General features: G+C 31.2%; 13 protein-coding genes, 2 tRNA genes and 1 pseudogene. 10 read left to right on the top strand and 6 right to left on the bottom strand.

Annotated features, from left to right (window positions below; translation table 11 throughout):
- Positions 1-915 (top strand): autotransporter outer membrane beta-barrel domain-containing protein (locus tag AJ881_RS06505; protein WP_148126058.1); only part of this gene is annotated, 915 nt, incomplete at its 5' end.
- A gap of 236 nt (positions 916-1,151) precedes the next feature.
- Here AJ881_RS06505 and AJ881_RS06500 read toward each other — a convergent pair.
- Positions 1,152-1,227: transfer RNA gene (locus tag AJ881_RS06500), tRNA-Met, on the bottom strand.
- Positions 1,228-1,259: 32 nt separating this feature from the next.
- Positions 1,260-1,334, bottom strand: a tRNA-Gln gene (locus tag AJ881_RS06495).
- A 94-nt stretch (positions 1,335-1,428) separates the two neighbouring features.
- Here AJ881_RS06495 and AJ881_RS06490 point away from each other — a divergent pair.
- Genes AJ881_RS06490 through lpxD form a run of 5 tightly spaced genes read left to right on the top strand, consistent with a single transcriptional unit; the run spans position 1,429 to position 6,044 of the window.
- Positions 1,429-2,448, top strand: coding sequence for a bifunctional 3,4-dihydroxy-2-butanone 4-phosphate synthase/GTP cyclohydrolase II (locus tag AJ881_RS06490; RefSeq protein WP_070282658.1), 1,020 nt, complete (start codon positions 1,429-1,431; stop codon positions 2,446-2,448).
- A gap of 11 nt (positions 2,449-2,459) precedes the next feature.
- Positions 2,460-2,903: a GatB/YqeY domain-containing protein gene (locus tag AJ881_RS06485; RefSeq protein ID WP_070209841.1), complete on the top strand. Its 444-nt coding sequence runs from the start codon at positions 2,460-2,462 to the stop codon at positions 2,901-2,903.
- Between the two features lie 17 nt (positions 2,904-2,920).
- Positions 2,921-4,621 (top strand): acetolactate synthase large subunit, encoded by a 1,701-nt coding sequence (locus tag AJ881_RS06480; RefSeq protein WP_070248254.1) that lies wholly within the window; start codon positions 2,921-2,923, stop codon positions 4,619-4,621.
- Positions 4,618-5,082, top strand: coding sequence for an acetolactate synthase small subunit (gene ilvN / locus AJ881_RS06475; protein WP_002852211.1), 465 nt, complete (start codon positions 4,618-4,620; stop codon positions 5,080-5,082). Before AJ881_RS06480 ends, ilvN begins: the two co-directional genes overlap by 4 nt.
- Complete coding sequence (gene lpxD / locus AJ881_RS06470; protein ID WP_002861284.1) at positions 5,079-6,044, top strand: UDP-3-O-(3-hydroxymyristoyl)glucosamine N-acyltransferase; 966 nt, start codon at positions 5,079-5,081, stop codon at positions 6,042-6,044. The genes ilvN and lpxD overlap by 4 nt, the downstream gene beginning before the upstream one ends.
- Here the strand turns inward: lpxD and queA are convergent.
- The 4 genes and pseudogenes from queA to hemW form a co-directional block, all read right to left on the bottom strand.
- On the bottom strand, positions 6,033-7,061 hold the full coding sequence (gene queA / locus AJ881_RS06465; protein ID WP_044794066.1) for a tRNA preQ1(34) S-adenosylmethionine ribosyltransferase-isomerase QueA: 1,029 nt from the start codon (positions 7,059-7,061) through the stop codon (positions 6,033-6,035). The genes lpxD and queA overlap by 12 nt on opposite strands.
- The gene (gene tatC / locus AJ881_RS06460) at positions 7,054-7,791 is read right to left on the bottom strand and encodes a twin-arginine translocase subunit TatC (protein WP_002856930.1); all 738 of its coding nucleotides are present in this window, start codon (positions 7,789-7,791) and stop codon (positions 7,054-7,056) included. The genes queA and tatC overlap by 8 nt, the downstream gene beginning before the upstream one ends.
- Positions 7,784-8,199 (bottom strand): annotated as a pseudogene (gene tatB / locus AJ881_RS06455) (Sec-independent protein translocase protein TatB). Before tatB ends, tatC begins: the two are co-directional and overlap by 8 nt.
- A gap of 58 nt (positions 8,200-8,257) precedes the next feature.
- Positions 8,258-9,325 (bottom strand): radical SAM family heme chaperone HemW, encoded by a 1,068-nt coding sequence (hemW, locus tag AJ881_RS06450; protein WP_070282661.1) that lies wholly within the window; start codon positions 9,323-9,325, stop codon positions 8,258-8,260.
- Positions 9,326-9,424: 99 nt separating this feature from the next.
- Between hemW and AJ881_RS06445 the strand changes: the two genes are divergently transcribed.
- From AJ881_RS06445 to AJ881_RS06430, 4 genes are read left to right on the top strand one after another with little or no spacing between them, the layout of a single operon-like run.
- Positions 9,425-9,895 carry an RNA pyrophosphohydrolase gene (locus AJ881_RS06445; protein WP_052817268.1) on the top strand — a complete coding sequence of 157 codons (471 nt, stop codon included), beginning with the start codon at positions 9,425-9,427 and terminating at the stop codon, positions 9,893-9,895.
- Between the two features lies 1 nt (position 9,896).
- Positions 9,897-11,099, top strand: coding sequence for an aspartate kinase (locus AJ881_RS06440; RefSeq protein ID WP_002854935.1), 1,203 nt, complete (start codon positions 9,897-9,899; stop codon positions 11,097-11,099).
- On the top strand, positions 11,100-11,636 hold the full coding sequence (locus AJ881_RS06435; RefSeq protein WP_002861289.1) for a HobA family DNA replication regulator: 537 nt from the start codon (positions 11,100-11,102) through the stop codon (positions 11,634-11,636).
- Between the two features lie 5 nt (positions 11,637-11,641).
- On the top strand, positions 11,642-12,241 hold the full coding sequence (locus AJ881_RS06430) for a DNA polymerase III subunit delta' (RefSeq protein ID WP_070282667.1): 600 nt from the start codon (positions 11,642-11,644) through the stop codon (positions 12,239-12,241).

The following is a 12,241-nucleotide window of genomic DNA, read 5'->3' as shown; positions in this document are numbered from 1 at the left end:
TCTCAAAGCATTGCTATGTCTGAAAAGGGTAATTTATATGCAGATGCAAGTGATTATATAAAGAGTGATTTAAATAATGGAAGCTATGGTTCTAATAAAGAACATTCTTTATTCATCCTTCCTTATGCTTCTTCACAGAATGTTGAACTTTCTTTAAATGAAGAAAGCAAAGGACACACTAAAGGAACCATTATAGGTTATTCTACTTTAAAAGACAGTGGAATATATGGCGTGTATGCAGGTTATGAAGATACAAGAATGGGTTCAACTTATTTTGATATTAATAATAGAACCTATTATGCAGGTTTAAAATACTTTAATACCTTATTTACTACAGAAAAAGGTCAAGAAGTTTATATCAAAGCTCAAGGTAAAGCTGCTTTGATTAAAAATGATTTAACTAAAAAAATAGGAAATAATGAAGCTAAAGCTGAACCTAATTCTTATGCTTATGGAGTCAATACAGCCTTAGGTATGAATTTTATTTCTAATAAAGATATATTCTCTCCTGAAATAGGTCTTGCTTATGAAGGAGGCTATACTGAAGCTTTTTCTATGAAAGACACTATAGGACAAGCAACAGTTAAAGGTGGAGAAAGAACCTATGCAAACTATTTAAATCTTTTCTCTACTAAAACAAGCTTTACTTGGTTTAGAGATTGGTTGCCTAATTTAAAAACTTCAGTAGAACTTGGAGCTAAGTTTAATATCAATCCTAAAGTAGAAGCTGAGGCTAGATTTGGTAATATAAAAGTAAGTGATGAGTTTGATTTACCAAGAGTACAAAAATTTGTAAGCACTTCTTTTATCGTTCCTGTTAATGAAGCTTTCTATTTTAGTTTAAACTATAATGGAATGTTTGATAAAGATGGCAATACCCATACAGGATTTGCTCAGTTTAATTATCTTTGGTAATCTTATAAAAGATCATACCTTAGTTTAATTAGTTTACTCTCCTACTTGTTAAAATTTCATCCTGATAATTTTAAAATTATTAGGATGGATGTTTTTAAGGTTGTTAAACTCTTTTTGGATTGCAATCATTCTTTTAAAGTATTTTAAAAACTCAACAAAGATTATAACAATACAATCATTTTAAATTATTTTAATACGATTAAAAAGAAGTGAAGAGGATTGAAGATTAATACATTTGGTTGCGAAGGGGAGATTTGAACTCCCGACCTTCGGGTTATGAGCCCGACGAGCTAACCACTGCTCTACTTCGCGACACATAAGATATTTGAAATATAAAAAAGAAGTGGATGGGGTAAAGGGATTCGAACCCCTGAATGACAGGACCAAAACCTGTTGCCTTACCGCTTGGCGATACCCCAATAAATATTTTTTTTAAAAATGTGATTATAATGAATTTTAATTTATTTGTCAAGCAATTTAAGTTATAATTTTAAAAATTTTAAGGAAATAAAGATGAAATTTGTTAGCATAGAACAAGCGATTAAGGATTTGCAAGCAGGAAAAATGCTTGTTATGGTAGATGCAGAAGATAGAGAAAATGAAGGTGATTTAATCTTTCCTGCGCAATTTAGCACCCAAGAAAAAGTAAATTTCATGATAAAAGAAGCTCGTGGTGTGGTTTGCGTAGCTTTAGATGAAACTTTGGCAAAAAAATTTGAACTTCCTTTAATGGTGCCTAAAAATACTTCAAACCACGAAACTGCTTTTACTATAACCGTAGATGCAAAAGATGCTATAACGGGAGTTAGTGCTTATGAAAGAAATATGACTATACAAATTTTTGCTGATGATAATACTAAAGCGAGTGATTTTGTAAGACCAGGACATATCAATCCTTTAATCGCAAAAAAAGGCGGGGTTTTAGAACGCACAGGTCATACAGAAGGCACGGTTGATCTTTGCAAATTAGCAGGATTAAAAGGTGCTTGTGTGATTTGTGAAATCGTAAAAGATAATGGAGATATGGCAAGAAGAGAAGATCTAGAAATTTTTTGCCAAAAACATGATTTAAATATGATAGCCGTAAGCGATCTTATAGAATATCGCCTAAAACATGAAAGCCTTATTAAGCTTGAAGAAAAAAGTCAAAGTGTTTTAGCAGGCTTTAAAGCAGAAAAATTTATCTTTAGTGATCATAATCAAACCCAACACATAGCTTTTTGCTTTAAAGGTATCAAAAAATGTGAAAATGTTAAATTTCATATCAGTGGTAGTGATTTTGAGCTTTTAACTTCAGATAAATTTTCAAAACTTTTAGAGCAAATCAAATTTCTTAGTGAAAATGGTGGCGTTATAGTTTTCATGCAAGGAGAAAAATCCAGTACCACTCAATACAAAAACTATGGTATAGGAGCGCAGATTTTAAGATATTTTGGTATAGAAGAAATTAAACTTTTATCTCAAAGTTGTGATAAAGACTATATAGGCTTAGAAGGTTTTGGTTTAAACCTTAAAGCTTGTAATTTTAACTAAAAAGGAAAAAAATGACTTTAAAAGAACAAATTTTAAACGATATCAAAGAGGCAATGAAACAAAAAGATGATTTTAAAAGAGATAGTTTAAGAACTCTAAATGCAGCTTTTAAGCAAATAGAAGTGGATGAAAGAATAGAATTAGATAATGAAAGAATTTATAAAATCATTGCAAGTGAAATCAAAAAACGCAAAGACGCAATCGAACTTTATCTTAAGGCAAATCGTGAAGATTTAGCGCAAAAAGAACAAAATGAAATAAGTCTTTTTGAAATTTATCTGCCTAAACAACTAAGTGATGAGGAGTTAATTTTAGCCTTAAAACAACTTATAGAAGAATTGGGTGTAAGTTCACTAAAAGAACAAGGTTTGGTAATGAAAGAAGCTAAAATAAAATTAGGTGCGAGTGTTGATGGCAAAAGACTTAATTTAGCACTTAAAGAGCTTTTACAATAATTTTTTGGAGTGTTATTATGAAAGAGTTAAGCGGTTCAGCAATGATTTGCGAGGCTTTAAAAGAAGAAAATGTTAAAATTGTTTTTGGCTATCCTGGAGGCGCTGCGCTTAATATTTATGATGAAATTTACAATCAAAAGTATTTTAAACATATTTTAGTGCGTCATGAACAAGCGGCTTTGCATGCTGCTGATGCTTACGCAAGAATGAGCGGAGAAGTGGGCGTGGCTATAGTCACAAGCGGACCAGGTTTTACAAATACTATTACAGGCCTAGCTACGGCTTATAGTGATTCTATCCCTTTAATATTGATTTCAGGGCAGGTAGCAAATTCTCTTATTGGCACAGATGCTTTTCAAGAAATTGATGCAGTAGGTATTTCAAGACCTTGTGTGAAGCATAATTATTTAGTTACTTGTATAGAAGAATTTCCACGCATTTTAAAAGAGGCTTTTTATATAGCAAGGAGTGGTAGACCTGGGCCTGTGCATATAGATGTGCCAAAAGATGTAAGTGCAACTTTGGGACTTTGGGAATATCCTAAAGAAATTTCTATGAAAACTTATAAGCCTGTTTATAAGGGTAACTCAAAACAAATTAAAAAATTTGCAGAGCTTTTAAAAGAAGCAAAAAGACCTTTATTTTACTTGGGTGGAGGTTGTATCAGTTCTAATGCAAGTGAGCAAATCAGAGAGCTTGTAAAATTTACAAAAATTCCAGCAGTTGAAACCTTGATGGCGCTTGGAACTTTAAGAAGTGATGATGTTTTTAATCTCAAAATGGCAGGCATGCATGGAAGCTATGCTGCTAATATGGCTTTAAGTGAGTGTGATTTGCTTGTGAGTGTAGGAGCGAGATTTGATGATAGGATTACAGGAAAAACAAGTGAATTTGCTAAACATGCGACTATAGTTCATGTTGATATTGATCCTAGTTCTATTTCAAAGATTATCAATGCGCATTATCCTATAGTAGGAGATATTAAAGAAGTTCTTAAAGAGCTTTTAGAAGAGCTTAAAAAGGAAAATTTCAACACAACTTTTAAAGAATGGCACGAAACTTTAAAGCGTTATAATGAACTTTATCCGCTTTCTTATGAAGATAGCAATGAGATTTTAAAACCGCAATGGGTGATTGAAGAATGTGCGAAAATGGCTCCAGATGCAAGGATTATTACCGATGTGGGTCAGCATCAAATGTGGGTAGCACAGTTTTATCCTTTTAATTATCCAAGACAGCTTGCAACAAGTGGAGGGCAAGGAACTATGGGATATTCTTTACCTGCTGCTTTGGGTGCAAAGCTTGCTGTGGATGAAGAAGTGGTGATTAATTTCGTAGGTGATGGATCGGTTTTAATGAATATCCAAGAGCTTATGACTGCTCATGAGTATGGTATAAAAACTATAAATATTATTTTAAATAATGCCTTTTTAGGTATGGTAAGACAATGGCAAAGTATGTTTTATAAAGAGCATTTTTCACAAACAGATTTAAGCACTCAGCCTGATTTTATCAAAATTGCTCAAGGTTTTGGTTGTGAAGGTTATGAAATTTCAAACAAAGAAGAATTCATTCAAGCTTTTAGCCAAGCTTTAAAAAGCGATAAAACCTCTCTTTTAAATGTAAAAATTGATCGCTTTGAAGATGTTTTACCTATGGTGCCTGCAGGAGGTGCGATTTATAATATGATTTTACCAAAGGCAAAGGATAGACAATGAGAAGGGTTTTATCGGTAATTGTTTTAAATGAGCATGGGGTTTTATCTCGTATAGTAGGACTTTTTTCAGGAAGAGGTTATAATATTGACTCGCTTACAGTAGCACCTTTGGAAAATAAAGAATTTTCGCGTATTAATATAGTCACTTCAGGAAATGAAAGAACTTTTGAGCAGATAGTCAAACAACTTCATAAGCTTATTCCTACTTATAAAGTGATAGAAAGTGAAGAATTTATTGACAAAGAAATGGCTTTAGTGAAAATTCCTTTAAATGAAAATTTAGGTGGACTTGATGCCGTTTTGAAAGCTTATAATGGTACTATTGCAAATAGTAATGAGAATTTTTTGTTTTTAATGGTTGCTGATGATGCAAATCGCATTGATAATTTTTTAAAAACAATTAAAAAATACAATCCTAGTGATATAGTTCGCAGTGGATCTGTTTTGATGGAGATTAAATGAAATTAAGTGAAATAGCAGAATTTTTAAGCTTAGAGTATAAAGGTGAGGATATAGAAATCAGTGCTTTAAATTCTTTATTGAAAGCAAATTTTACAGAGCTTACTTATTGTGATGGTGAGAAAAATACCAAAGATATACCTCACACAGGAGCTGCTGCTATTTTAGTATCTAAAGAATATGAAAATTTAGTACCTAAGGACACTAAAGCTTTGATTACTCAAAATCCACATTTGAATTTTGCTTTTTTAAGCAAGCTTTTTGCTAAGCCTTTGATAAGCACAGCTAAAGAAAAAGTGCAAAATATCGCAAAAAGCGCAAGAATTATGCCTAATGTCTATATAGGTGATAATGTAAATATAGGTGATAATGTAATCATTATGGCAGGAGCTTATATAGGCGATAATGTCAGTATTGGTGATGAGAGTATTATCCATCCTAATGTAGTGATTTATAATGACACTAAAATAGGTAAAAAATGTCATTTGCTTGCCAATTGTGTAATAGGAAGCGATGGTTTTGGTTATGCGCACAATAAAAACGGCGAACATTATAAAATTTATCATAATGGCAATGTGATTTTAGAAGATTTTGTAGAAGTGGGGGCTTGTACAACTATAGATAGAGCAGTTTTTGATAGTACTATTATCAAAGCAGGCACTAAGGTAGATAATCTAGTTCAAATCGGACATAATTGCAATATAGGTCAAAATTGTATCATTGTAGCACAAACTGGAATTTCAGGTTCAAGTGAGTTAGGACGCAATGTTATTATGGGTGGTCAAAGTGCAACGAGTGGACATTTAAAAATAGGTGATTTTAGTACTATAGCTGCAAGAGGCGGTGTGAGTAAAAATTTAGAAGGCGGGCGCGTTTATGGTGGTTTTCCTATCATGCTTCAAAAAGATTGGCTAAAACTTCAAGCTAAAATAGCAATAAATTTTAAAGAAAAATCACAAGATTAGCATCGCATCGCCATAAGAGTAAAAGCGATATTTTTCTTTTATGGCAAGTTCATAAAGTTTTAAACACTGTTCTCTACCGATAAAAGCTGAAACTAGCATGATAAGAGTAGATTTTGGTAAATGAAAATTGGTCAAAAGATGATTTTGTCTTATAGGTGGATTTTGCGGGTGTAAAAAAAGATCACAAAAACCATTTTTTGTTTTAGTTCTTGCGTAATATTCTATAGTTCTTGTTACCGTTGTTCCTACGCCTAAAATAGCTTGTTTTGAATCTATAATTTCACATGCTTGCTGCGGAATATTAAAAAATTCGCTATGCATTTTATGCTTTTGTATATTTTCACATTCCACGCTTTTAAAGGTTCCAGCTCCTACATGTAAGGTTAAATGATAAATTTCGTGTTTTTTTCTTAAATTTTCAAGCATAGTCTCACTAAAATGTAAACTTGCAGTTGGAGCAGCTACCGCGCCTAAATTTTTTGCAAAGATACTTTGATAATCTTTCAAATCACTTTTTTCATCCTCCCTTTTAATATAAGGAGGCAAGGGTATATGTCCTATCTTGTCAAGCAGGTTGTAAAGATTTGAGGTGTCTAAGGTTTTATCATTTTGAAAAAATTGAACTTTTCGAAGACCATCATCTAAAAGTTCTACAACGCGTGCTTTTAAATCCTCCCTAAAATATAAGATTTCATCTTTTTTAACACGCCCTTTAATTTGAGCTAGAAAAAGTGGATTGTGAGAATTTAAAAAAGGTTGATGCAAGAAAAGCTCTATTTTTCCTCCGCTTGCTTTATTGCCATAAATTCTTGCTTTAATAACTTTAGTATCATTGAAAAAAATCGCGCAGTTGGGTAAAAAGTCTTGTAAATTTTTAAAAGTAGTGTGAAAAATTTCTTTGTTTTTGCGATCAAAAACCAAAAGCCTAGCATTTTCTTTTGGATTTGCAGGATAGTTAGCTATGAGTTCATTAGCTAGAGTGTAATCATAGCTTGAAAGAAGTAAGTCTTTATTCATCGCTTTCTTTATCTTTTGGGGCAGGATTTACCTTTTGAACAATTAAAATAGAAAGTCCATAAAGTCCGCAAAGTGGTCCTGCCATTAAAAATTGAGATAAAACATCAGGTGGAGTCATAAAGGCTGAAAAAACAAAAATAACTAAAACAGCTATGCGAAAATGGCGTTTTAAAAAACTATCATCTATAAGCCCGATTTTAGCAAAGAAAAAGGCAATTACAGGCATTTCAAAAGCTAAACCAAAAGCCACAACAACTTTTGTAAAAAAATCTACATAAGTTCCTATGGTAATCACAGGATTAAAATCTTCATTTAAACCAAAATTAATCAAAAATTTAAAAGCCAAAGGCACTACAACAAAATAGCAAAAACAAGCCCCTAAGGCGAACATAATGCTTGCAAAGCTAACAAAAGGCACCACAAGGCGTTTTTCATTATCGTAAAGTCCCGGAGCTACAAATTTCCAAAATTGCCAAAAAATTACAGGTAAAGAAAAGATAAAGGCCGCAAAAAAACTAACTTTCATTGCAGTAAATAAGGCTTCTTGTACTTCAATTACATTCACATGTTTGGCTACTTCGGGCAAAACAGCTATAAGTGGAGCTTTTAGAATATCTAAGATATAGCTTCGTAGAGCAAAACATACAATAAACATAACTACAATGCAAGCAACGCTTATAAAAAGGCGTTTTCTAAGTTCTATTAAATGAGGTCTTAATTCTTCAAACATTTATTTTTCCGTTTTATCTTGTGTTTCTAATTTGCTAAGATTTGGTTTTTCTTCTGTATTTAAATTTTGTCCGCTAAGGTTATTTTTTGTGTTATCATCTCTGCTATCAAAGGTTAAATCTACCTTTGTTTTATCTAAAATATCTCTTTTAAGGTCATCAAATTCTTCAAAACTGAGTTTTTTGCGTATGTTTTCATTAGTGCTTGAAAATTCATCTTTGTATTTCTTAGCTTCTTCTTTTAAGTCATTGATGCGTATTTCTTTTTCTATACTTGATTTTGCATCATCTATGTTGCGTTTTACAGCCTTTAGAATTTTTGCTATTTGTACTATAGCTTCTGGAAGTTTATCAGGCCCTAAGACTAAAATCGCTACAACTAAAATAACTATAATTTCACCAAAACTCATTAATCGTTACTCTTTGATTTGATATTTTAAATAAATATTTTACTTAAAAAACTTAAATTTAAGATGAGAGATATAAAGCAAGTTCATCGCTAATGAGAAAATTAGGATTGAAATATCTTTTATTTTTGTAAAAAAGTTTTTTTTCTTTTAATAATATATTTATTTTGTCTTTTTGCCATTGATTGAGTTTTGTTTCATCAATCCCTGCTATACTTCTAAGTCCTAAAAATAGGTGTTCTAAATTCAAGTCTTTAGAACTTAGCTGCTCTATAGATCTAAAAGTGGGATTTTCTATGTAATTTTTTAAATTTTTTGCTGTATAAAAACGCTTGTTTTCATAAAATCCTACCGCACTTAATCCACAAGCTAGGTAGTTTTTTCCTTGCCAATAAGCAAGATTATGTTTGCAAATTTGGGCTTTGGTTTTTGAAAAATTACTGATTTCATATTGAAAAAAGTCAAGTTCTAGGAGTTGTTTGATGAAAAATTTCATTAAATTAGGAGCATTTTTTTTGAAATGTTCTTTTTTGGCAAAGGCTGTGTTTGATTCTATGGTTAAATTATAAGCACTAAGGTGTGTGATTAAAGCCTTGATTTGTTTTAAGTGTAAGAGTTCAAATTCAAGCATTTTTTTATTGTCTAATTTTGTATCATAAATAAGATCTAAATTGATATTTTTAAAACCTACCTTATTTGCGTTTTCTAATGCTTTGATAATCATTTCTTGATTGTGAATTCTTCCAAGAAAGTGAAGTTTTTTAGGATGAAAACTTTGAGCTCCAAAAGAAATGCGATTAACTCCTATATTTTTCATATTTTTAAGCCAATTTAATGTTGCTGAGTTGGGATTAGCTTCGCATGAAATTTCTACATTTTTATCTAGTAAGGGATATAAAATTTTAAAAATATCTTCATAATTATACGCATCAACACAACTTGGTGTTCCTCCGCCTATGAATAAGGTTTTAATTTGATTTGATTGAATGTTAAATTGTTTTAATTGAAAAACAATATCTTCTTTTAAAGCCTGAAAATAGGCTTTTTCATAATCATTTTTTTTCAAACTTGTAAAAGCGCAATAATTACATTTGCTTTCACAAAATGGAATATGAATATAAAAATGCATAAAAACCCTAAAATATTTTATTAAATTTTCAATGTATTTTAATAAAAATTTGATTTGATTTAGGTTAAAATTATTTCCTTTAAATTAAGGAAAAATATTGTGGAAAACGAGAAAAATTATAGACCAAATGTTGCAGCTATTGTTTTATCAAGTTCTTATCCTTTTGAGTGTAAGATTTTCATAGCTAGAAGAAGTGATATGGATAATATTTGGCAATTTCCACAAGGAGGTATTGATAAAGGTGAAAGTGTCAAAAACGCTTTATTTAGAGAACTAAAAGAAGAAATAGGCACTGATGAGGTTGAAATCATTGCTGAGTATCCAGAATGGTTGAGTTATGATTTTCCGAGTAAAATTGTTAAAAAAATGTATCCTTATGATGGACAGATTCAAAAATATTTTTTAGTGCGTTTAAAACACGGTGCTACAATCAATATCAATACCAAGCATCCTGAATTTGATGATTATCAATTTGTGAGTGTTAAACAAATTTTTGAAATGATTAATCATTTCAAAAAAAATATTTATGTTAAAGTGATCAAATATTTTGAAGAGAAAGGTTATATCTAAAATGCTTATAGTTCAAAAATATGGTGGAACAAGCGTTGGAACACTTGAGCGTATTGAAGCAGTAGCCAATAGGGTTATCCAAAGTGCGCAACAGGGTAATCAACTTGTTGTTGTAGTATCTGCAATGAGTGGGGTGACAAATACTCTTATCGAGCAAGCTGAATATTTTAGTAAAACTCCTAATGGTAAAGATATGGATATGCTTTTAAGTAGCGGAGAGCGTGTAACAAGCGCTTTACTTTCTATTGCTTTAAATGAAAAGGGTTATCCTGCTATATCATTTTCTGGTAGAAAAGCAGGAATTATTACAGATAGTGTTTTTACAAAGGCAAGAATTCATCATATTGATACAAAAGCGATAAAATCAGAACTTCAAAATGGTAAAATAGTCGTTATAGCGGGTTTTCAAGGTGTAGATGAGGAAGGTAATGTAACTACTTTAGGGCGTGGCGGAAGCGATTTAAGTGCTGTGGCAGTAGCAGGTGCCTTAAATGCGGATTTGTGTGAAATTTATACCGATGTTGATGGGGTTTATACAACAGATCCAAGAATTGAACCAAAGGCAAAGAAATTAGATAAAATTTCTTATGAAGAAATGCTTGAACTTGCAAGTTTGGGTGCAAAAGTTTTGCAAAATCGCTCTGTAGAGCTTGCAAAAAAATTAAATGTTAACTTAGTAACTAGAAGTAGTTTTAACAATAACGAAGGAACAATGATAACAAAGGAAGATGGAATGGAACAAGCTTTAGTAAGTGGTATTGCTTTGGATAAAAATCAAGCAAGAGTGACTTTAAGAAATGTAGAAGATAAGCCTGGAATCGCAGCTGAAATTTTTTCTGTTTTAGCAAATGAAAATATTAATGTAGATATGATTATACAAAATGTTGGAGTTGATGGCGCTACAAATTTGGGTTTTACGGTTCCTCAAAATGAACTTGAATTAGCCAAAAATGCTATGCAAAAAATTTTAAGCTCAAAAACAACTATAGAAAGTGATAGTGCTGTAGTAAAAGTTTCTATAGTCGGCGTAGGCATGAAATCACATTCAGGAGTGGCAAGTAAAGCTTTTAAAGCTTTAGCTGATGAGGGGATTAATATCGGTATGATTTCTACTAGTGAAATTAAAATTTCGATGATAGTTCATGAAAAATACGGAGAACTTGCAGTTAGAGCACTACATGAGTGCTATGGACTTGATAAATAAATGAGTGATTTTTTAAGTTTTACTCTTGAAAATATCCGCAATGGCGGAGCTTTTATGGCATGGTTGGAGTCGCGTCGTTTAGAATGGGCTCCTTTGATGGCTGCAAGACTTAAATATCTTTTAGAAGGACGCACTTTTGTCTTAATGTGCGATGAACAAAGATCTTGGTATGAAGAGTATTTTTTAAAAAATATAAATTCAAAAGCCGCTCGTCCTATGCTTCCTTTTGTGTCGTTAAATTCTTTATGCAAGAAGAAAGTACAAAGTTCAGAAGATATAGCTTTACTTAATGACTTGCTTGACATTTCTTTTCCTAATGGTTATGTGTATTTTTATATAGGAAGTGCTTCTGATAATAAATCTTTAATCGCTAAATCAAGAGATGATAGTTTATTGTGGCTTTTTGATGAGCAGTTACAAGATAGTTTTTATTTAAATTCTAAAGATAAAGACTTGGATATCAAGCTTATTAGTTTATATCAACTTTTTGATGTAAGTTTGGATGCAATATTATTTTCCAAGGTGCAATTAGGATAAATATTTTGTTTATTAGTAAGATTATTATCAGTGAAGATTTTTTAGATATTAAAGAAGAAATGATTAATAATTTTGGTATTAAAAAATTAAGATTTTTTATGCCACAAAATGAATTTTTACTTGATGATGCAAGAGCAGTTGAAAAAGAAAGCTATATCGCAGAAACTGAAGAAAAAATTATTGTTTTAATGGCGGATTCTTATAGGATAGAAGCACAAAATTTTTTACTTAAACTTCTTGAAGAACCTCCAAAAAATATTAAATTTCTTATCGTGGTACCTTCTAAAAATTTACTTTTGCCTACTATAAAATCACGTCTTATTTGTGAAAAAAGAAAAGTTGAAAAGGAAGTTAAAAAACTTGATTTGGATCTTAAAAGAATGGATTTAAGAATGCTTTTTGATTTTTTGCAAAAAAATGAAAATTTGGATAAAAATGAACTTATGGATCAAATTGCATTACTTGCTAAAGAATGTGTGAAATATAAAGATTTTAACGCTGAAGAATTAGAGTTTTTTTATGAAAGCTATGAGCTTGCAAGATTAAATTCTAAAAGTGGGGTGCTTTTGGCTACTCTTTTGCTAAATTACTATACAAAGAAATAA

Source organism: Campylobacter sp. BCW_6460, assembly GCF_001762705.1.
GTDB classification, from domain to species: Bacteria; Campylobacterota; Campylobacteria; order Campylobacterales; family Campylobacteraceae; genus Campylobacter_D; species Campylobacter_D jejuni.
Note: the sequence above shows the minus strand (reverse complement) of the source record. Positions and strands in the feature narration are given on the sequence as shown.

Coding starts and splice junctions, on each gene's coding strand:
- AJ881_RS06490 (WP_070282658.1), top strand. CDS start 1,429: ATGAAATTTGTTAGCATAGAACAAGCGATTAAGGATTTGCAAGCAGGA.
- AJ881_RS06485 (WP_070209841.1), top strand. CDS start 2,460: ATGACTTTAAAAGAACAAATTTTAAACGATATCAAAGAGGCAATGAAA.
- AJ881_RS06480 (WP_070248254.1), top strand. CDS start 2,921: ATGAAAGAGTTAAGCGGTTCAGCAATGATTTGCGAGGCTTTAAAAGAA.
- ilvN (WP_002852211.1), top strand. CDS start 4,618: ATGAGAAGGGTTTTATCGGTAATTGTTTTAAATGAGCATGGGGTTTTA.
- lpxD (WP_002861284.1), top strand. CDS start 5,079: ATGAAATTAAGTGAAATAGCAGAATTTTTAAGCTTAGAGTATAAAGGT.
- queA (WP_044794066.1), bottom strand. CDS start 7,061: ATGAATAAAGACTTACTTCTTTCAAGCTATGATTACACTCTAGCTAAT.
- tatC (WP_002856930.1), bottom strand. CDS start 7,791: ATGTTTGAAGAATTAAGACCTCATTTAATAGAACTTAGAAAACGCCTT.
- hemW (WP_070282661.1), bottom strand. CDS start 9,325: ATGCATTTTTATATTCATATTCCATTTTGTGAAAGCAAATGTAATTAT.
- AJ881_RS06440 (WP_002854935.1), top strand. CDS start 9,897: ATGCTTATAGTTCAAAAATATGGTGGAACAAGCGTTGGAACACTTGAG.
- AJ881_RS06435 (WP_002861289.1), top strand. CDS start 11,100: ATGAGTGATTTTTTAAGTTTTACTCTTGAAAATATCCGCAATGGCGGA.